This is a genomic window from Chitinophaga sp. 22308, assembly GCF_052045305.1.
GTDB lineage: Bacteria > Bacteroidota > Bacteroidia > Chitinophagales > Chitinophagaceae > Chitinophaga > Chitinophaga varians_A.
The window spans coordinates 134790-155362 of record NZ_JBQEOP010000001.1 but is presented as its reverse complement, the minus strand read 5'-3'; the positions used below and the strand labels follow the sequence as shown (position 1 = coordinate 155362).

The window sequence follows — 20573 nt, the reverse complement described above, 5'->3', positions numbered from 1 at the left end:
CGTATAGGAGTGACAGTTAGATCCGGTTATTATTTTTCACGGATTTTGATGACTTGCCCCTCTTGTTGGTATTGGAGGTTGTATACAAAACAGATGGATTCCAGTGTAGCCGTTAACGAAGTATTGGTTTGTATGCCGGACAGTACATGTTGGCCGATGCCGGGTGACAGCAGCATTATCTTGACGCTGTACCATCTTTCCAGGATGGCGGTCACCTGTTGCAGCGTAAGGTTGTTCATATCGATGATGCCTTTCTGCCAGTTGCTCATCTGTTGCGGATCGGCGGCGATGCTGACGAAAGTGGCCGCAGCATCATAAGTCACCTGGTCACCTTTTACCATGACAAGTGATTTGCCTTCCGGGGACGACACCTGTATTTTACCCGATACTACGCCCAGCTGTTGTGTTTCGCCGGGGTATGCCCGGATGTTAAAGGATGTTCCCAGCACGCGGGTGCTGAGTGCGCCGGAGCGGACCACAAAAGGTTTGTTTTCGTTTTGCTTTACATCGAAATAGGCTTCTCCTTCCAGGAACACTTCCCGGATGGTGTCCGGCGATGACGCATACCGGATAGCAGAGCGGGCATTGAGCACAACGGTCGTACTATCAGGCAGGGTTATACGTTTTATTTCGCCGTCTTTCGTGGCGGCCGTCAACAGCGCAGACTGGCGATGCCCCATACGGGGCAGCAGCCGGTGCAATGTCAGCAGCAGGGTGATGACAGCAGCGTAGGGCAATGACTTACGGAGATAGTGTTTCAGCGGGCGTAACCTATTGGCGGGCATAGCCTGCATCACTTTCTCCTTCAGTGCGGACGGCAACGCCTCCTCCTGACTTTGCTGCCATTCTGCATAAGGCAGCAGGTCGTCTAATGCCGGTTGTTCCGTCATTTGCAGGAAACGCCGCAGTTCTTCCGCAGTAGCGGTATGTTCCTGTATTTTCCGGATCAGTTCCTGCATGTCCGAGGCATCGTACTTCGTCATATTTAACTGGCTCTTTCCCTTATATACACGAAAAAAGAAGGGACTACTTAGTGAAGTGAAATAAATTTTATTGGATCAACAGTAACACGATTAATATATAGGCATCTTTTAATTCTGTGCGGATTATTTTCAGGCTGCTGTGGATATGGGCTTCCACCGTGCGTACGGAGATGCCCAGTTTATCCGCTATTTCGCGGTGTGAGAGGCCTTCTTCGCGGCTCATGCGGAAAACGGCGCGTTGTTTTTCTCCCAGTTTTTCCAATACCTGTTGATACTGATTGAACAGCTCGTTATAATCCATCCGTTGGCGGATATGGTCATCCTGTTGCGGTAGTGCCTCTTCAGGCGCGATAGTGGCCAGTTGGCGCGTGGCTTTGTTGCGGATGAAATTCAGGATATGATTGCGTGCGATGGTGAAAAGCAATACCTGCACATCAGCTGTCAGGTCGATTTTCTCCCGGAAACGCCACAGCTTCAGGAAGATGTCCAGCAGCAGTTCTTCCGCATCTTCTTCATTGCCCACTTTCTTTTTACAGTACGCGAGCACCTTCGGCCCGAGCAGATCGAGCAGGGAGCGCAATGCGTCTTCCTCCCCGTGGCGGAGGCGTTGCAACAGTTTTGGCGAAATCAGATTGGTTGTATTGTCCATGACGGAGACAAAATTAACATGCTATTATTAACACAAGGTTACGCCGCGGCTATCGTATCGTGGATCATCATTGTTCATCCGGTGGAATTTGTATCCGTCAATATTAATAAAAATTTATTCAGTATTCTGCAAAAACTCCGTCTTTATAGCACCAGAGCCATTGCTCTCCCGGTTCAGCCGAAGAGATGACCGGATGGTCCGTCTGGTGGAAATGCTGTGTCATATGCCTGGCGGGGGAGTCATCGCAGCAGAGGGTGGCGCCACAGGTCTGGCAGGTACGCAGGTGTACCCAGGTACCATCATGTTTGACGCATTCTTCACAGACGTAGTTTTTTGCTGTCTTAATTTCGGTGATGGCTTTCAGATGAGAACAGAGTGTCATAATGAGATCATTTATGCTGGTAGAAAAATATGCCTGGTGACACGATATGGTATTCAAATATACAAATAGTTAATATTGCAGCTAAAACTGAACTGTACATGATCACACCTGCCGAAGCTATCACCCTCCAGGAACAGTTGAGGGCGCAAGTCATCACCACCGATGTGCTTCCTCATCCTATACGGACCATTGCCGGTACTGACGTAGAGTACGACAAGTCCACCAACCTCATCGCCGGCAGCGTGGTGGTCATGGATTACAATACCCTGGCTGTACTGGCCGTCGCCTCGCACTGTATGGAAGTGACCTTTCCTTATATCCCCGGGCTTTTTTCTTTCCGGGAGATGCCACCACTGCTGGAAGCTTACCATCAGCTGCAGGTGGAGCCCGACCTCATTATCTGCGACGGGCAGGGACTGGCGCATCAACGTCGCTTCGGACTGGCCTGCCATTTCGGGGTGACGCTCAACAAACCCGTGATAGGCTGCGGCAAAACACGCCTGTGCGGCGAGTACCACAACCTGGGCGAAACACGTGGCAGCATCGCTCCACTGATAGCCGAGGACGACCAGGCACTGATCGGCAACGCCCTGCGTACCCGGGACGGTATTAATCCGGTATTTGTCTCTACAGGACACAAGGTCAGTCTGGCCACCGCCACTGATATCGTTCTGAAAATGGCCACCCAATACCGGCTGCCGGAAACGACCCGGCTGGCAGACCACTATGCGCGGCTGGCATTGCTGGCTTACAAATCAGGCTCAAAAGAGCCACCAGCAGGCATTTAAATATTTATTTATGAAATTTTGAATAATTATTTGGTTGATTGAAATAAATATTTCTATATTTGCAACCCCAAACGGGGCCAACGGTTTGGCTGAAAAGCAGAACCACGGCGAGGATTGGTAGTTCAGTCGGTTAGAATGCCGCCCTGTCACGGCGGAGGTCGCGGGTTCGAGTCCCGTCCAGTCCGCAAAAAGGGACAAATCATCGTCAGTATGATTTGTCCCTTTTTCGTTTTCGGGCGAATTGCCCGACAGGCGGGCGATGCGCGAGAATATTTCATTTACTTTTCCGGTTCGAAGTGCCTCATTTTTGCGATCATAGACGATTCCTTCTGGAAATATGAGTTTTTGCAGTTTCTCTTTCACACCAGCATCACTGGAATGCCACACCACAGGCAGTTTAGAAGAAAGTGATAGTGCATATTGAATAGCTTCTTCTGGGTTCGAAATGCTCAGCCTACATTTATCTAATTGGGTGGCTATATTTTCGCGTTCCTTAATATAACGTGGATAAAACTTATCAAAAGTTTCCTGGGTCATCTCCTTTAGCACATAACGGCTTTCTTCCAGGCTATCTATCTTTTTATCCATTTCCCTTAACTGGCTGGTTAGAATGTCTTGTTGTTCCAGGTTACCCTTGTTCATTTCGTTATATTCAGTGATAAGTACTGATTTGAATGACTCTATTAGCTCTTCTTGTACACAATACCGGTTTAATAGCCCCTCAAACAGTTCATGCATTCGTTTAGCGCTTTTATTGCACTTACAACCGTCAGTACGGCATTTATAGTACCATAGTCCTTTGGCTTTTACAACATACCCTGTAAATGGCTGGTGGCACGTATCACATTTGATAAATACCTTTAGTGGTAGCGCACTATCTTCTTTTTTGTGTGGTACACCATAACCAACAGAACCCGTATGAATATTATTTACCTTTAAAAAAATTTCCCGGCTAACCATCCTTTCATGCTCGCCTTCGACTATTTTCCCTTCTAACAGTCCATGATTGATAATACCACAATAAAAGGGCCTCTTAAAGATTTTGGTAAGTTGTTGCTTGTACATCTTAACACCCATCGCTTTTAGTTTCAAGATTATTTCCTCATTTTTCATCCCTTCGGATTTCCAGATAAAAGCCTTTCGTAACTTCTTCCCGACTTCATTCACAACGATCTTTCGTTGTCCGTTTGTTCTTACAATATCATACCCTTGCGGAGGCTTACTTACCCAAATGCCTTTATCAAATTTCTCCTTCATACCAGCCATTGCCCTTTGCTTACGAAGCTGATTATCGTATTGGCTGAATATAAAGTGAATACTCTGCTGTAATACGCCACTCGGATTAGATGTATCTGCTGGCTGAGTAACCGCAAATACAGTGATGCCATATTTATCCCGTAACTCTTCCGCCAGTTTTATAGCCGCACCACCAGTCCTGGAAAAGCGATCGAGGGTATAAACCAGCACATGACTTACTTTTCCCTTATGTTTCTTAATAAATTCCAGCATTCTCATAAATTCCTTGCGACCATCTGTCTTAGCACTTTCATAGGTACCTCCGAAATAACCTATAATAGTAAGATTACTCCGTTGTGCATAATCTTCGATAGCTTTCCGCTGAACATCGAGGCTTAGATTATGATCAGCCTGTTCTTTGCTGGATACACGTGTATAAACAATTGCAGCCTGGTCGGTTATTTGGGGCGCCTTTTTCTTTGAATAGTTACCAAACTGGGCAAAAACATTTAAACTACTCATGCAGCTCGTTTTTTAGGCGTTAGGAGTAAGTTGACAATTTTCGTATTATTAGCTTCTGGCATTTGCAATGATAACAGAATCCTCGCAAATACGTGAAGTGATTCTATAATTTGAGAATCTTGTTTATGCCCCAAGTCTACTAACATCATGTTATGAGTATCCATAGTAGATGAAGACTCTGGCGATGCAGGAGATGTGGTGACGTTTGTTGATACTTCGGAGATATTCCCATTATCCATAACGATGAACTTATATTAGGCTAATCATATTCATTGTATTTACTTGGAGTATTGCGTTAAACAAGACTACTTAGTCCCAATAACATGCTTTCACATCAGTGTTGCTTTATGTGGAGTTGTACCCAATAATACTGAACAGGGAACACCTACCTGCAGAAACGATAACTTTAAAAACTGATCCTTCAGTGATGCGAAATACCATTATAGCCATAGCATTCATTTTTTCAACTCTTTTGATGAATGTTTGTCACTACAAAAATACTAGTACACATAAAGCTACTTTTCCACTTTTGTTCAAATTTGATCGATTGGGACAGTTTTTTTCCAAAATTGCTCAAATTAGATAGATTTTAGGCATGATATACAATAGCGTAATCACGACAAGGACGAGACAATCTGCATAAGTACCGATTTAATTTCTATTTAAAAATCATTGACTACCAATTGCCGATATTTAAAAATGTTTGCCGTCTATTTGATTTTAGGTTAATATTGTATCATTCAGGAATGATATATTGATCATGTGGATTTAATCAGAGGTATCTCAAGAATTTTCTGCCAACAGACAAAAACTATTCAGTCTTTCTTCGAGTACTTTAAGCGCAGTCGATTGAAATAAAGTAATACGATCCAATAAAATATTCAAATCCTTATCATTTATCACATAATCATTTCTATAACGAGTGTGGGTATACGCCTTATTCAGTAGTAATAATAGCTCGCGCTCCTTATCCGTATTTTGTGGAAAAATTTCATTGAGCTCTGTTGTAAGACGCAGACTATATCGCAACATTCTGGATAAATTATGCCCATAAGGATAATAGGAAATTAGAGAGATTAGTAAAGCTCGCAAGGTATGCTCGGTTGCTTGATGTAGAGAATGGGCTGCTAAATTATTTTCGTTATTACGCATATAATATTTCGCACCTCCCAGATAAGATTCAGCTTTCCTAAATTCATCATGAAAATGTGAGCGTGCCTTTTCAATAATACCGAAGGGATTTTTTATAACAGGTATGGTCGATACTGATGTCTCCTTTTCATAAGTAAGATTAGTAGATTTGCAAATCATTGAGTAGAAAATGTGGCCTTCATCCAATAGCTTAATTAACTCAGCTTCTTTTATGAATGAAACAATGACTGATCCCAACTTAGCACAAGCCGATTCAATCAGGGTTTTAATCTCTTCATACGGTAAGGATTCGGCTGGTAATACTACCAGATAATCGTGTAATACCATTTCTTTATCAGCGTCAAGACTAGCACTTACCAAGAATAGCCTTACCGGTTCCGCAATCTTCACAATGAGATCAATAATTTTTTGTTCCGGAGTTTTCTCTTTACTATTTAATATCTGCTGAAGATCTGTACGATCCTCAAACTGGAGCTTTCTACGCTGCATATACTGGTTGTTAATAATATGCGCCGCCTCTACAAGTTTTCCAATTTTCTCATGATATAAAACCAGTGTACACTTCTCCTTTTTGCTAAGATGACTATTAAAACTACCGGTTATCGTAGCTTTAAAGAATTCCCAATGTAGTTCACGGATATACGGCAAATGGTCGAAATCAAATAACTCATAAATAACCAGATAAGGATTAGCAATTTCTTCGTTGCTAAGATTTTGGGCATATAATTCTGTTTCGGGATATTTTCTCCTGATCATGTTAAGTAAGTTTGAAGGGGTTACAGTTTTTCTAATACTGAAAATGGTTCTTTGCAAGGAAGAATATCCTTTAATAATTGGATGCGTTCATCAAACCCATGTTGTCTGAGGTATAAGAGTGTGTGACGGAGACTGGTTTTGTAAATAAGAATACCTATACTCCTTTCTTGGAAGGACCGAGCCTTTTGTTGCCGCAGCTCAACAAAAACATCGACCGTAATTTTCTCAATTTGACAAGTAGCCCTTAGCTCAGACAAGCGAGCAATAGCGACAAATACTCGTTCCTGATAGATATCCACAAAGTCCTCAAATGCTCTGAGATTACCTGGAATGATTACTATATTTTTCTCTATGGGGAAAAGGTTGTCGTTAGTCTTACAATTCATAGCAGTGTGTTAAGTGTTGGAGAAATAAGAAAACTGCTTGTAAGGACTAAACAGAGGAGTGCAACAAAAAGAGACGTGGGTTAGTCCTTACCGTCTCCGAGGGCTACGACACCCTGAACCGAATAAGAACGCCCACGTCTATGACGCGAGCGATTTACCTTATTTCCCGGGTTCTTTGAAGGTCGTAGTTTCGGAGACCGAGAATTAAAGCAAACACGCTTAATATTTAAGTGTTTGCAATATATTATATAGTTATGAAGTATTTAAACACATTCTTATTTAAAATTAAATGGTAAGAATTTCATTAAAAAAGTATAGAAAATCAATACAATTATAATGAAAATCCATCATAATTACAAACAAGAAGTCATTTTTTCTAAACTTATTTATATTTCCTCTATAAAAATGTATAGAAAATCATAACAATCAATGACAAAGCTTGGTGAATATCTAATTCAGAAATCAGTTAATAAGTCAGAGGTGGCGCGTAAAACTGGTATTAGCAAGGCGAGGCTAAGTGAATTAACACTCAAAGAATCAGCAAAACTGAGAGTTGAAGAATTATATTTAATAGCGTTGGCTATTGATGTAGAACCATGCGATATGCTGGAATTTATTTGTAGCCATTTGAGAAACTAATTTATAATATAACCCATATAAAACAATTAAAATACAATATTCCCGAACTCCAAATTGATGGTAGGATAAAAATACAAAATGAAGAACTTTAAAGAAAAAGCAGACCTTATTTGGCGGGTAGCCGATCTACTCAGAGGTGACTACAAGCAATCAGATTATGGCAAAGTAATTTTGCCGATGACCGTACTCAGACGATTGGATTGTGTACTGGAACCCACCAAAGATAAAGTATTAAAATACCTTCCTAAAGTTGAGTCTTTAAAAGAAAGTGCCAAGGATATTGCACTCAATAAAATTGCAGGATATAATTTCCATAATAGAAGTCAGTTCAATTTTAAAAAGTTGATTGCTGACTCTGACAATATAGCTGTCAATTTGCGAAACTATATCAATGGTTTCTCTTCGAGTGCAAGGGAAATAATTGAATATTTCAATTTTGATGATCAAATCGATCGAATGGATGATCCCAAAGCGGATATTCTTTTCCAGGTGGTGAAATCATTCCAGCAAATTGACCTATTAGATATGGATTCCATGGAAATGGGGTATGCTTTTGAGGAATTGATTCGCAAATTTTCAGAACAATCCAACGAAACAGCCGGAGAGCACTTTACACCCCGCGAAGTAATTCGTTTGATGGTAAATGTCCTCTTCATTGAAGATAAGAATATTCTTACCCAAGAAGGCATAGTAAAAACATTATACGATCCCGCATGTGGAACTGGTGGCATGTTATCTATTGGAGAACAGTATGTAAAAGAACTAAACCCTAAAGCAGAATTGAAAGTATTTGGTCAGGAGATCAATCCTGAATCATATGCTATCTGCAAATCTGATATGCTTATCAAGGGGCAGAATCCTAGTAATATCAAGTTTGGAAACACTTTTACAATTGATGGCTTACCAGATGAAAAATTCGATTACATGCTTTCCAATCCTCCGTTTGGAGTAGATTGGAAAAAAGCAGAGAAAATCATAAAGGGAGAAGCGGACGGAAAAGGAATGAGCGGACGTTTTGGTGCCGGAGTACCAAGAATTAATGATGGGTCATTGCTATTTCTTCAGCACATGATATCCAAGATGAAAGGTAGTGGCTCACGTATTGGCATTGTTTTTAATGGTTCTCCATTATTCTCTGGTACTGCAGACAGTGGCGAGAGCAATATCCGTAGGTGGATTATTGAAAATGATTGGTTAGAAGCAGTTATTGCACTTCCTGATCAGTTATTTTATAATACTGGTATCAGTACTTATATTTGGATAGTAACTAATCATAAGAGCAAGGAACGAAAGGGAAAAGTGCAATTGATCAATGCTACTGGAACAAAGGACGATGAACTAATAAAAGAAGGAAAACTGAGTACAAATCGTTTTTGGGAAAAAATGGATAGAAGCCTTGGAAATAAGCGGAAAAAAATCGCCGAAAATGGTAACACTAAAGGAATAGGTTTCATAACCCAATTATATGGCGATTTCAAAGAAAATGAGTTCTGCAAAATTTACACCAATGATTTTTTTGCATATTGGCGTATAACCGTTGAACAGCCATTAAAAGAGAATGGCAAGATTGTCAAAGATAAAAACAAGCAACCTAAACCCGACTCTTCCCTTCGAGACTATGAAAATATACCATTCCTGAAAAAAGATAAAAATGGAAATCTAATATCTCAAACTATAGAAGATTACTTCAAAATAGAAGTTCTTCCACATCTTCCAGAAGCCTGGATTGATCACAGTAAAACTAAGGTAGGATATGAAATAAATTTTGCTAAGTATTTCTATGAGTTCAAACCTTTGCGATCATTGGCTGAGATTAAAGCTAACATTTTAGCATTAGAGAACAAGACATTGGAGATCGAAAAAAACATACTTGAATCATGAGAAAATATGATAGCTATAAAGATTCTGAGATTGAGTGGATTGGGGAAATTCCAGAACATTGGAATGCTAAGAAAATTAAATATCGCTTCACGGTAAAAGCCCGTGTAGGGTGGAAAGGCCTGAAGTCTGATGAGTTTCTGACTGAAGGATATGCATATTTAGTAACTGGTTCCGATTTCAAAAATGATAAAGTAAATTGGGCTGAATGCTATCATATTGATAAAGAAAGATATATTGAGGACCCATATATCCAATTAGAAAATGACGATCTGTTAATTACTAAAGACGGAACAATTGGGAAACTTGCTGTTGTAAAAGACCTTGATAAACCAGCTTGCCTTAATAGCGGAATTTTTGTAGTGCGCGCAAAAAAAGACGATTTGACTACAGGTTATCTCTTTTGGGTTTTAAAATCAGAAATATTCACAAGATTTAATAAGTATACCTCATATGGATCAACAATTCAGCATCTCTATCAAAATGTTTTCATTGAGTTTTCATTACCTTTTCCAAATCTTTCTGAGCAAGCCAGCATCGTTAATTATTTAGTTTACAAGACGGCTGAAATTGAAACTCTAATTGATCACAAGAAACGGCTACTCGAATTATTTGAAGATGAAAAAACAGCCATTATCAACCAAGCTGTAACAAAGGGAATTGATCCCAATGTACGCACGAAAGATAGTGGTATTGAATGGTTAGGGAAAATCCCAGAACATTGGGAATTAAGCAGGATGAAAAATATTTGTAGCGTAAGACAGGGACTTCAGATCCCGATTGAGGATAGACTTTTAGTCAAAGTAGATAACTCTCTAGAATATATAACAATCAGGTCTATTAATAACACTGAAACCACCAAAGAATATATCAAGGACCCATCTTCCAATGTGGTTTGTACAAAAGATGACATCTTAATGGCCAGAACCGGTGCTACAGGCGAACCAATTATCAATGTTGAAGGTGTTTTCCATAATAATTTTTTTCTAGTTGATTATGACCGTACTCAAGTAGATCGGATGTTCTTATATTATTTTCTAAAAAGCAGCCGCATAAAAGAATATCTGTTATTAGTAGCAGGAACTACAACAATCCCTGACTTGAATCATGGGGCATTTTATAACACCCCCTTTTTAAAATTCGAAATCAAAGAACAACAATCTATTGTTCATCAAATAGAGTCCGAATGCAGAGAAATTGATAAAAAAATAGCCAAAACTCAGAAACTGATAGACCTCTTAACCGAGTATCGTACAACATTAATTACCGAAGTCGTAACTGGAAGAATACAAGTTAATAATTCAAATTTGCAATAGCTCCATTATAAAACATCCACAATGACCCTTTGTACTGCTTATATACGGCAAGCCAATGATACAGAAGAATTAATCTTTGCTACGGATAGTTGCTTAACCGGCGGAGAAAAATGGAAACACGGAATCAAATTATTTAAACTCCCCAAAAGGGATTGCTTATTATGCTTTGCAGGAAGTACAGGAAGAGCTTATCCACTAGTACTAAACCTTGTTTCTTCAATCCATTTGGATAAAAATCTACAATCTCCAGATGCCAGTCTTGAAGATGTATTAGATTATTTATCCAACTTGTTTACCGATCTAACAACAAAAATTATTTCGGAGATTCATGGAGAGGACATTCATGTATTAAGAAGTGGGGTGCAGTTTTTATTCGGAGGTTGGGATTGGCAAAAAGGGCCGACGGGAGCGTTTAGGGTTTGGAAGCTATTCTATTCACGAGATATTGAAGGATTCATTTTTGACGAACTAACCAATAACGGCTCCAAAAAAAGATTCTATGCGTTTTTAGGTGATCCCAGTGAAATGGAAGAAGAAGCTAAAAAGCGATACAAAGATCTTCTATATGACAGAGACAAACAGGATGACCCCATAGATATGGAACCATTGATGATACTCAGAGATATGGTAACCCAAGGTGTTAACCGAGCTATTGATGGTAGTTTGCAAATTGCTAAGGTGTACAAATCAAACAGATCTGAGTTTTTCGGTATTTACTGGCAATCGAGTAAAGGAAAGCCATGTTTTCAAGGTAGAGAGTATAAGGAGATAAATAAGCCTCTTGTCAGATACTTTGATCCCGACACCTTTGAAATTATAGAATCTGATTTACCAAATACCCTTACTAATATTGCGGAAGAGCTCTACCTTGACAATTTTCAATTCGTGCGAGAATGTTATGATGAAACGGGATATTTAAAAGGTAATCTGTCAGATAAATCAAAACATACTTTAAGATTAATTCTTAAGGAGGTAGCATACAGACAATTTTTAGTACAGCAAGAGAAAAACCTACAAAATTCATCTACAAATGATGACATATCATGAGTATTACAACTGAAAATAAATTTGAAGAAGCTTTAGTGCAGTCACTTACTAATGGGGGCTATACACTAGGTGACGCCAGCAGTTATAATACTGAATTAGGTATGTTTAAGCAAGAAGTAATTGACTTTTTGAAAGCATCACAACCTAAGCGCTGGGAAAAGATTTTTACTATTCATGGAGCTGATACTGAGAATCGGGTAATTCAAAGGCTTTACAAAGAATTGGATCTAAGAGGCAACTTAGATGTTATACGTAATGGCTTCGTTGACTATGGTGTTCGTTTTCAAATGGCTTTCTTCCAACCAGCCTCTGGATTGAATCCTGATGCTGTAATCCTTTATAATAAGAACAGTCTTAAAGTATATCGCCAGGTCTACTATAGTGACAAAGTGAAGAACTCTGTCGATGTTGTCATATCGTTAAATGGACTTCCTGTTGCTACATTAGAGGTAAAAAATCAGTTTACGGGACAGGATGTAAGTAATGCAATAAAACAGTACAATACAACCCGAGATAATCGGGACTTGCTATTTACATTTAAGAAAAGAAGCTTGGTACATTTTGCAGTTGATCAGGATGAAATATTCATGACTACTAAATTGGATGGTAACAAAACCTTTTGGCTACCGTTTAATAAAGGATATAATGGTGGAAAAGGCAATCCTATCAATCCAAGCGGATACCGTACAGCCTATCTATGGGAAATCATTTTACAGAAAGATAGCTGGATGGAAATCCTTCAACGCTTCATCCATTTACAAATAGAAGAAGTTGAAGTTGATGGAAGAATCTTCAGAAAAGAAAAACTAATTTTTCCCAGATATCACCAATTAGACGCTATACGTAAAATAAGTATCGATGTCGTTAAAAATGGAATTGGTAAGAACTATTTAATCCAACATTCTGCTGGTTCTGGAAAAAGTAACTCCATTGCGTGGCTCGCTTACCGCTTATCAAGTTTACACAATCAAGCCGATGAACGAATATTTGACTCCGTAATAGTGGTAACAGATAGAAATGTATTGGATCAACAACTACAGAATACAATTTATCAATTTGAGCATAAAGCAGGGGTAGTTCGAAAAATTGATAAAGACAGCTCGCAACTAGCTACCGCATTGGGGTATGGTACTACCATTATTATTACCACATTGCAAAAATTCCCATTTGTTGTGGATAAAGTGGGAGAATTACCTGAAAGAAAATATGCTGTCATCATTGATGAAGCTCATAGTTCTCAAGGTGGTGAGGCTACTAAAAAAATGAAAGAAATACTCGCAGCTAAATCCTTAGAAAAAGCTGAGGAAGAAGAAAACATAGACGACTATACGGGGGATGACTTCATCAGAGAACAAGTAGAACGCTCAGCAACTTCAAGGGGGCAGCAACCCAATATTTCATTTTTCGCATTTACTGCTACTCCAAAATACAAAACGTTAAAGATTTTCGGAGATAAGGATGTTGACGAAAATCCTAAACCTTTTCACCTTTATTCAATGCGCCAAGCTATTGAAGAAGGATTCATTCTTGATGTGTTACAGAATTACACAACTTATGAACTATATTTTAAGCTAACAAAGGAAATTGAAGAAGATCCACAAATCAACAAAAAGAAAGCAGCCAAAGCCATAGGTAAATACGTATCACTCCATCCGTATAACCTTTCGCAGAAAACAGAAATTATTATAGAGCATTTTCGAGATATCGTTTCTAAAAAAATTGGTGGTAAAGCTAAAGCAATGCTTGCCTGCGGCTCACGCCTACATGCTAAACGCTATTTTAAAGAATTCGAGCACTATATCAAAGATAAAGGGTATGATAAAGAATTAAAGATTTTAGTCGCTTTTTCAGGCAAAGTAATAGACGATGATGCCCCAGATGGAGTTTCTGAACCACAATTAACGGGGTACGGAGAGAAGGAATTGCCGGAAGTATTTGGTAAAGACGACTATAAAATTCTAATAGTTGCCGATAAATATCAAACTGGTTTTGATCAGCCACTATTACAGACAATGTATATAGATAAAAAACTATCAGGAGTAAAAGCTGTGCAAACCCTTTCCAGGTTGAATCGTATCTATCCCGGCAAAGAAGATACTTTTGTCTTAGATTTCGTTAATGACCGCCAAACCATTTTAGATTCTTTTCAACCTTATTATGAAGTAACGACCGTGGAGGATGAAACTGAAGTAAATCATCTGTATGATCTTAAAACTAGGTTAGATCAGTTTCAGGTATATTGGGAATCAGATATCGAAGACTTTGCGCAGGTATACTTTAATCCGGTAACTAATTTCAAAGATCAAAAACGTCTTTATGCATATACAGATTCAGCAGTCGATCGTTATAGGGCGTTAACAGAAGATAAACAAGAAGAATTTAAAAAGGGACTACGTTCCTGGACAAACTTATACGCATTTCTCTCTCAGATCATGCCATTTATTGACACTGAGTTTGAGAAATTCTATGCCTATTCCCGATTACTTCAGACAAGGCTTCCAAAGAGGGACCTTTCGGAATCATTAAAGTTCGATAATGAAATTGCACTTGAATACTATCGTTTACAAAAGATCAAGGAGGGAGCTATTGAATTAGTAAAAGGAGAAACGGGCAAACTTAGCGGTACTGCTGAAGCGGGATTAAAAAGGCTCAAAGAAGAAGAGGCTTTGCTTTCCGAAATCATTTCCATTCTTAACGATCGTTTTGGGACAGAATTTGAAGAAGCTGACAAACTTTTCTTTGACCAGATTGAGGCAGAGTTAATGGAAGATACGACCCTACAAACTCAAGCTAAAGTAAATAAATTGGATACTTTCAAATTTGCTTTTAATGACAAATTCATAGATAAATTGATTGGGCGCATGGATCAGAATCAAGAAATTTTTGAAAAAATACTTGAAGACAAAGTATTTGGGGATTTAGTGAAAGAGTTAATGATGAAAAAAATTTATAAAAAACTGAATGAGTTATAAAAACTAATATTTTGAATCGAGAATTTTGCGATTTTATACTAATTACATAGAAATAGATCAATAAATGGAATAAGATTCGATAGAAAATTACGCCTAAAATGTTCTTTTTTAATCGAAATTGCTTACTTAAACAACCTCATGTTCAAATATGGCAACCCTCGACAATGGAGATAAAAATTTCGCTCAACTCGTTACCGAAATTACTATTGGCCAAGTTAAAATCCCTCAATTCCAGCGTAAATTTGTTTGGGATGTAAAAGCATCAGCAAAGCTATTGGATAGCATTGTAAAAGGATATCCTATTGGTACATTTATTTACTGGCGTACTGATGAAGAATTACGTTCCGTTCGCGATCTTGGCAACTTATCCTTACCTCCACAAACCGCAGGCGAATTTGTCAATTATGTTTTGGATGGTCAACAGCGCATAACTTCATTTTATGCTGCAGTTAAAGGAGTACTAATTCAACGTGATAATAAATTAGAAAACTATTCAAATATTTATATTGATCTGCAAGCTTCAGAAGAAGCTGATATTGTTACAACTGATATTACAGGAAGGGATGAAGGCACTTATATCCGCTTATCCAAGCTTATGGAAGGAGACTTCACTTATCTTGCATCTTTTCCTGTGGATAAGCAAATAAAACTTAACGAATACAAGAAAATATTTGAGGGTTATAGTTTTCGAGGGGTCAATCTTAAGAATGCAACAATAGACGTCGCTACAGAAGTGTTTACCCGACTAAATGTTGGTGGAAAAGAGCTGACACTCTTTGAGATTATGGTTGCCAAAACCTATGATGCAACTCGTTCGTTTGACCTATCCGAGAAATATGAAGAACTTATGAATGAATTACGTCTGGTAGGTTATGATACAATCTCTTCGGCGACAATATTACAGGTGGTAGCTATTTTGCTTAAAAAAGATGCAACCCGTAAACAAATATTGCGTTTAGGAAAGAAAGAATTTATAGATATGTGGCCACGAGCCGTATTCTGCATTAAGTCTTCGGTTGATTTTTTCCGAAGCTATGGTGTGCCAGTTTCTCGTCTTCTTCCTTATAATGCACTGATCGTTCCATTTAGCTATTTCTTCTTTCTTCACCCCGATAATCCAGCTGGGTATATGATTCAAAGGCTGGAAGATTTTTTCTGGCGTTGTTCATTAGGCTTCCGTTATTCCAGCTCTGTTGAAGGAAAGCTGTCCCAAGATATAGAAAAAATAGACACGATCCTTTCTGATCAAACACCTGCCTATGAGTGGAGTATTGATATAACTCCAGAAGGCATAAAAAAGGCAGGATCTTTTAGTACTGGTAGGAGTTACATTAAAGCAATACTTTGCCTTTACACTATGCACAAGCCTAAGTCGTTTAACAATCACTTAGATGTGCAAATTGATAACAATTGGCTCAAAGTTTCAAACAGCAAGAATTATCATCATTTCTTTCCCAAAGCGTGGATGAAGAAAAATAGCCCTCAAACTAATGACGAAATGGTTAATCATATCCTGAATATTACAATTGTAGATGATTATCTCAACAAGCGCCAGATAAAAGCAAAAGCCCCATCTGAGTATATCGGAAGTTTCGCTATTGATAATTTAAGGATTAAGGAAAGTTTAATGACTCATCTAATCGGCGATATTATTGAATTTGGTATTATCAACGATGACTATGAGACATTTTTCACCAAAAGAGCAGAAATGGTCAGTAAAGAATTATGTAATAAAATAATTGATCAGGCTACTGGTAATCAGCAACAAGAAATTCCAATAGAAGAGGAAGAAGATATAATCTTAGAAAATCACGATTAAGTATAAATTGAGATAGTCCCGATTAGGTATTTATGAGGCTGTAAATTAAACTGTGTCAAAAGGTTAAAAAAATATAGACCTTTAACACAGTTTTCTTATGAGTAAAGCAACTTTTGATTACGATTAGCTATAAAATTTGGTAATTGATTGAAACTGAAAATATGATAAGAACGCTAAACTATTCCATATTACGATCCATTACCACTATGGTACCCTATTTCTGATTTAAGGATCTTGAAGAAATTCTCCATTACGGCATTATCCCAGTAATTACCCTTTCTAATCATACTCTGTTGTACAGGTTTACCTTTTAGCAGATCTCTGAATTCATGACTGGCATACTACACACCTCTGTCTGAGTGAGAAACCATATTTGGAGCCACTGATCTATTTCTGATAGCCATATTCCAGGCTGTGACCACAGTCTCTCTGGCTGTCATACTTGTGCTCATTGACCATCCAACAATCTCCGATTAATCAAGTGAGTTTACTCATTCTATTAAGCATAAATGATTGTTTGTCTGTCCCGATTGTTTATTCTGGACTGTTGTCAGTTTCATCCGGGAAATATATTATTTTATAGGCTTCCTGCATGAACTCAATTTCTTCATCAGTCAGCTTTGAAAATTCAGCCCGCCTTTTTTTTGCCAGCACCCCTTTATTCTGGTGGAGATATTTGAGCATTTGTGTAATCATCTTGTCAGGCATATCAACAATGTCTTGTATCGCTTTCTTGGCCTCATCAAATCGTAGAATAAAAGACAATTCTTCAGGCATTTCTTCCTCTATCGTCTCATGAATCGCCCTTACAAGATATAAGCATTGATCTGTCAAATCAGGGTACCTGAAATAGCCTTCAATATCTGCTTCGTTTGTTATCGTCAGTTCTCCATGCCCATCTCTTGAATATTTAATCCTGTTCATTAAGCGCGTGGAGTATTTTTCTAGCGTAGTATCATATTCTTTCTTATGATTGAGCATGTGTGCCGATACTGGTATGATGATACCGGCAGGTACAATTTTTCCATGGGTTAGTAAGTCATGGATCAAAAAACGGTGTATCCGCCCATTGCCATCATCAAAAGGATGGATAAAGACGAAGCCAAATGATAAAATACCACAACGTACCTCCGCCGGAACGCTTTGAGTTTTTAATGCGACTTTTTTTAGGCCTTCCATTACGCCAGTCACCATTGAAGGCGGTGGACAGATATAGTGAATGTACTCTTCTCCCAAAGAAATAGACTCGCCGACATAATTTTGGAAATCCCGGAAGGATTTTACCCCGAACCGTGAATCGACAATAGCATTTTGTAATTGTACTAATCTCTCCTCGGATAGCATATCTATATCACTCTCTGCACCAGCCTGCTTCAGCAAAGTCACAAATTTCTGCGTGCGGTCGGCAGAGGGCTTCTCCTTTTCTATTTCATAGGAAGACCTGGTTTCCTTAGTATATAAATAGTTTATGGCCCTAGTAAATATATCATCGGGGAAACTCTTCTTTAGTTCTGCTATTTTTAAGGATAAGTCCTCTTTAAGTAACTCTTTTAATTCGGGTGTCTTCCGCACAACAGGGCAATACATTGAGCCGCCAAGCAGATTGTCATTGATCCTCCAACGGGCATTTTTTTTGATGTCGCCTGTCACATACTTCTCTGTATCGAGGAGGTCTATATAATTACCCCCGATTTGTTTGGTCACAGCAAGCGTACGCCCAGTAAGCCATTCATACAAGTATCCGATTTTACGGGGTAGTTTTCCGGCCGGAGAAATCTCAATAAATTCCAGTATTTCTTCCTCCGGAATCCGCTTTAATACTGCCTGGATAAAATCTAAATTGAAATCATCATACTTCAGATAGAATTCCATGTGCTCTAGCGGATTTGTCGGATCTCTGACATCATACTTTGCCACGAAATCACGCTCAATGTTTCCTTTGGATGTCACACGTACATCGGTACCTCCTGAAATATAAGAGGCATGTGTCATGGTATAATTCACCAAATTGAAACGATCCTTCAGCCACTGACCGCCGACTGCTCTAGGCTCCATATGTTAATAATTTTATATTAGTAGTCTTCCCGACTCATAAGTGATCTTGGGAAAAACAGATAATAAATGACCTATTTCATGTAAGATAGATAAAGTATTGGAAAAATTGATAAAAAAGACAAGTATTGGAGAGAAATAGATAATCGATGCTGTGATTATTGAGTCAACCCTGCATAGAAAGCACATTTTTTGAGAAAAAACGAATAATTGGCGGGAAAATCTGATAGGATATATCCTTTTCTGAAGAGAAACGGATAGTGATACCCCGAATAAAAAGGCCATTTTCATAGGAAAAACTGATAGTCGAAACAAAATACAGATAAGTTGCGCCCACTTATTGGAAAAACTGATACCCAAACCTTGTATAAAAGGCCTGCATCTGGAGAAAAAACAGATAACCGGCAGGAATATCGAATAATATGAGTCCCATTTCAGGAAAAACTTATAATGATAGCCCGTTTTTGGAACCCACATCAAGGTGAAAACCTGAAAACTGACAGGAAAAATAGGCAACAAGGCCTCTTTTAAGGATCAGAATTAGTCGGTGACTTACCCATATTCACAAAAATTGATACAAAAAACGATACCGACGTGAAAACAGAGCCCACAAGGTCGAGCACGCTTGAGCGGCCTTGTGCTATCCGCCATATATTTTTTGATGACTTTTAACTAAGCCAAGGCCCCCTCCCGGGCTGGCCGCGGTGGGCTGGAAGATAGCCTTTCCTGCCGGCGGCCTGATTTTATTCAGGAGCCAATGCCCATGGTTGCGCGTTGCGACCGCAAGTTCCGCTTCTTCGCAAGGCTTCCGGTAGAAATTTGTGGTCAGTCTGTCTGTGCACCGTAGCGTCGCAACTGCTGGTAGCCGATAATATCTTAACGCAAGGTCATCGTTATAAGAAGGGACCTAATGCCATTTGTGTCCAAAGTCACACTGGAAAAAAATGCTCTTAAAACGCTGGCTGCCATAAGTGCAGGCTACACCCTAGAGGGGAATTATTTTATTTAACCAATAAAGGTTTGAATTTTAGATAAATCATCTAAAAACAGGTTCGAAACTTGTCCCCTCCACCCCGCAAAAAGGGACAAATCATCAGAAGGTGGTTTGTCCCTTTTGCATTTTAGCTGTATTACTTGACTGGCGTGGCAATTAGCATAATATGTCATTCACTGCTCTTCTTCTTCATCTCATCTCATAGCTACTCATAAGAAAGTGTATGCTTTGGTCAAAGACCTTACATAAAATTATCTCATTGGGTCAGCATCATAGCTGATTATTTTTAATAAAAAGCTGCAGCCTTTCCAGCTCCTGACTGATAATGGGAGAAGCACCTTCCGTCTGGATTCTCGCCTGCTCTGTGAGATGTTTAACATGGTCCCAGTCATACGTATTTACACGGTGTCTTATCTCTCGCATAATCTCGGCAATATGAGACAGCCCAACATAATTATAGGTAGAAATGTGGGCGTGAGCTAACAGATCAATTTTAGAGACATCTTTGTCCGAAACGGCATCTTCCAGTTCTGCTAATTTCAGCTGTATAGAGTCAACATAATTCTCGAACACAACCAGTGCATAACACTCGTTCTGTTCATATGTCAGGTAAAGTGAGGAATCGAGCCTTGTATCGAATTCAAATCTGGGCTGATAGAGGGCGTCACTCATTCTTTGGTTAATTTTGCAGGTTAGTAGTATTTATTGGGTAGGGGGATATTTTAGGAGCTATCCAGGTTATAATAAAACGAATATGATCATCTCCCGGAATATACTAAGATAAGAAATCTAATCTTGAAGTACGAAATGAAAAACACAAGCGATAAACGTAACGGAGAAGCCGTTAACATTTAATTTATCATTGTAACAAAGAATATTGTTATCTTCCATTATATAACAATATATTAACAAATCCTACAGCACACATGGCATTATAAATCAATATCTCACAAGAGATTTGAGTACTAGGAAACTTTACATCAGACACTGTGGTGGATACTT

14 protein-coding genes, 1 tRNA gene and 1 pseudogene are annotated in these 20573 nt (G+C 38.9%); 8 read left to right on the top strand and 8 right to left on the bottom strand.

The genetic code is table 11. The annotated features are described in order from the left end of the window. Nucleotides 1-29 precede the first annotated feature (29 nt). The 3 genes from ACTJJS_RS00620 to ACTJJS_RS00610 all read right to left on the bottom strand — a co-directional run bounded on the left by ACTJJS_RS00620 (nucleotide 30) and on the right by ACTJJS_RS00610 (nucleotide 2014). The gene (locus ACTJJS_RS00620) at nucleotides 30-983 is read right to left on the bottom strand and encodes a FecR family protein (protein WP_440662016.1); all 954 of its coding nucleotides are present in this window, start codon (nucleotides 981-983) and stop codon (nucleotides 30-32) included. A 67-nt stretch (nucleotides 984-1050) separates the two neighbouring features. After that, nucleotides 1051-1632 carry an RNA polymerase sigma-70 factor gene (locus tag ACTJJS_RS00615; RefSeq protein WP_440662015.1) on the bottom strand — a complete coding sequence of 194 codons (582 nt, stop codon included), beginning with the start codon at nucleotides 1630-1632 and terminating at the stop codon, nucleotides 1051-1053. Nucleotides 1633-1750: 118 nt separating this feature from the next. Next, nucleotides 1751-2014 (bottom strand): UBP-type zinc finger domain-containing protein, encoded by a 264-nt coding sequence (locus ACTJJS_RS00610; RefSeq protein ID WP_168869801.1) that lies wholly within the window; start codon nucleotides 2012-2014, stop codon nucleotides 1751-1753. A gap of 98 nt (nucleotides 2015-2112) precedes the next feature. Here ACTJJS_RS00610 and nfi point away from each other — a divergent pair, with 98 nt between their 5' ends. After that, nucleotides 2113-2802 (top strand): deoxyribonuclease V, encoded by a 690-nt coding sequence (nfi, locus tag ACTJJS_RS00605; protein WP_440662014.1) that lies wholly within the window; start codon nucleotides 2113-2115, stop codon nucleotides 2800-2802. A gap of 111 nt (nucleotides 2803-2913) precedes the next feature. Further along, nucleotides 2914-2987, top strand: a tRNA-Asp gene (locus ACTJJS_RS00600). Nucleotides 2988-3735: 748 nt separating this feature from the next. Here the strand turns inward: ACTJJS_RS00600 and ACTJJS_RS00595 are convergent. The 3 genes and pseudogenes from ACTJJS_RS00595 to ACTJJS_RS00585 all read right to left on the bottom strand — a co-directional run. Next, nucleotides 3736-4560, bottom strand: a pseudogene (locus tag ACTJJS_RS00595) (recombinase family protein); the annotation flags it as partial. Nucleotides 4561-5343: 783 nt separating this feature from the next. Continuing rightward, entirely contained in the window at nucleotides 5344-6468 is a 1125-nt protein-coding gene (locus tag ACTJJS_RS00590) for a HEPN domain-containing protein (RefSeq protein WP_440662013.1), read from the bottom strand. A 20-nt stretch (nucleotides 6469-6488) separates the two neighbouring features. After that, on the bottom strand, nucleotides 6489-6854 hold the full coding sequence (locus tag ACTJJS_RS00585) for a hypothetical protein (RefSeq protein ID WP_440662011.1): 366 nt from the start codon (nucleotides 6852-6854) through the stop codon (nucleotides 6489-6491). Between the two features lie 429 nt (nucleotides 6855-7283). On the opposite strand from ACTJJS_RS00585, the gene ACTJJS_RS00580 reads away from it, so the two are divergent. The 6 genes from ACTJJS_RS00580 to ACTJJS_RS00555 all read left to right on the top strand — a co-directional run bounded on the left by ACTJJS_RS00580 (nucleotide 7284) and on the right by ACTJJS_RS00555 (nucleotide 16525). After that, a complete protein-coding gene (locus ACTJJS_RS00580) occupies nucleotides 7284-7493 on the top strand; it encodes a helix-turn-helix domain-containing protein (RefSeq protein WP_440662010.1) in 210 nt (69 codons plus the stop codon). A 78-nt stretch (nucleotides 7494-7571) separates the two neighbouring features. Then, complete coding sequence (locus ACTJJS_RS00575) at nucleotides 7572-9374, top strand: type I restriction-modification system subunit M (protein ID WP_440662009.1); 1803 nt, start codon at nucleotides 7572-7574, stop codon at nucleotides 9372-9374. After that, the gene (locus ACTJJS_RS00570; RefSeq protein ID WP_440662007.1) at nucleotides 9371-10687 is read left to right on the top strand and encodes a restriction endonuclease subunit S; all 1317 of its coding nucleotides are present in this window, start codon (nucleotides 9371-9373) and stop codon (nucleotides 10685-10687) included. The genes ACTJJS_RS00575 and ACTJJS_RS00570 overlap by 4 nt, the downstream gene beginning before the upstream one ends. A 21-nt stretch (nucleotides 10688-10708) precedes the next feature. Then, nucleotides 10709-11734 (top strand): hypothetical protein, encoded by a 1026-nt coding sequence (locus ACTJJS_RS00565; RefSeq protein ID WP_440662006.1) that lies wholly within the window; start codon nucleotides 10709-10711, stop codon nucleotides 11732-11734. Further along, nucleotides 11731-14706, top strand: coding sequence for a type I restriction endonuclease subunit R (locus ACTJJS_RS00560; protein ID WP_440662005.1), 2976 nt, complete (start codon nucleotides 11731-11733; stop codon nucleotides 14704-14706). Before ACTJJS_RS00565 ends, ACTJJS_RS00560 begins: the two co-directional genes overlap by 4 nt. 148 nt (nucleotides 14707-14854) lie before the next feature. Continuing rightward, entirely contained in the window at nucleotides 14855-16525 is a 1671-nt protein-coding gene (locus ACTJJS_RS00555) for a GmrSD restriction endonuclease domain-containing protein (protein ID WP_440662004.1), read from the top strand. 534 nt (nucleotides 16526-17059) lie between these two features. Here the strand turns inward: ACTJJS_RS00555 and ACTJJS_RS00550 are convergent. Both ACTJJS_RS00550 and ACTJJS_RS00545 read right to left on the bottom strand, forming a co-directional pair. Further along, nucleotides 17060-18580, bottom strand: a complete 1521-nt coding sequence (locus tag ACTJJS_RS00550) for a Fic family protein (RefSeq protein WP_440662003.1) — start codon at nucleotides 18578-18580, stop codon at nucleotides 17060-17062. Nucleotides 18581-19841: 1261 nt separating this feature from the next. Continuing rightward, nucleotides 19842-20243 carry a hypothetical protein gene (locus tag ACTJJS_RS00545; RefSeq protein ID WP_440662002.1) on the bottom strand — a complete coding sequence of 134 codons (402 nt, stop codon included), beginning with the start codon at nucleotides 20241-20243 and terminating at the stop codon, nucleotides 19842-19844. Nucleotides 20244-20573: the final 330 nt, after the last annotated feature.

Excerpts from the sequence above, each read along its gene's own strand:
- ACTJJS_RS00575 (WP_440662009.1), top strand. The coding sequence starts at position 7,572 with ATGAAGAACTTTAAAGAAAAAGCAGACCTTATTTGGCGGGTAGCCGAT.
- ACTJJS_RS00610 (WP_168869801.1), bottom strand. The coding sequence starts at position 2,014 with ATGACACTCTGTTCTCATCTGAAAGCCATCACCGAAATTAAGACAGCA.
- ACTJJS_RS00565 (WP_440662006.1), top strand. The coding sequence starts at position 10,709 with ATGACCCTTTGTACTGCTTATATACGGCAAGCCAATGATACAGAAGAA.
- ACTJJS_RS00585 (WP_440662011.1), bottom strand. The coding sequence starts at position 6,854 with ATGAATTGTAAGACTAACGACAACCTTTTCCCCATAGAGAAAAATATA.
- ACTJJS_RS00620 (WP_440662016.1), bottom strand. The coding sequence starts at position 983 with ATGACGAAGTACGATGCCTCGGACATGCAGGAACTGATCCGGAAAATA.
- ACTJJS_RS00550 (WP_440662003.1), bottom strand. The coding sequence starts at position 18,580 with ATGGAGCCTAGAGCAGTCGGCGGTCAGTGGCTGAAGGATCGTTTCAAT.
- ACTJJS_RS00560 (WP_440662005.1), top strand. The coding sequence starts at position 11,731 with ATGAGTATTACAACTGAAAATAAATTTGAAGAAGCTTTAGTGCAGTCA.
- ACTJJS_RS00590 (WP_440662013.1), bottom strand. The coding sequence starts at position 6,468 with ATGATCAGGAGAAAATATCCCGAAACAGAATTATATGCCCAAAATCTT.
- nfi (WP_440662014.1), top strand. The coding sequence starts at position 2,113 with ATGATCACACCTGCCGAAGCTATCACCCTCCAGGAACAGTTGAGGGCG.
- ACTJJS_RS00615 (WP_440662015.1), bottom strand. The coding sequence starts at position 1,632 with ATGGACAATACAACCAATCTGATTTCGCCAAAACTGTTGCAACGCCTC.
- ACTJJS_RS00580 (WP_440662010.1), top strand. The coding sequence starts at position 7,284 with ATGACAAAGCTTGGTGAATATCTAATTCAGAAATCAGTTAATAAGTCA.
- ACTJJS_RS00545 (WP_440662002.1), bottom strand. The coding sequence starts at position 20,243 with ATGAGTGACGCCCTCTATCAGCCCAGATTTGAATTCGATACAAGGCTC.
- ACTJJS_RS00570 (WP_440662007.1), top strand. The coding sequence starts at position 9,371 with ATGAGAAAATATGATAGCTATAAAGATTCTGAGATTGAGTGGATTGGG.
- ACTJJS_RS00555 (WP_440662004.1), top strand. The coding sequence starts at position 14,855 with ATGGCAACCCTCGACAATGGAGATAAAAATTTCGCTCAACTCGTTACC.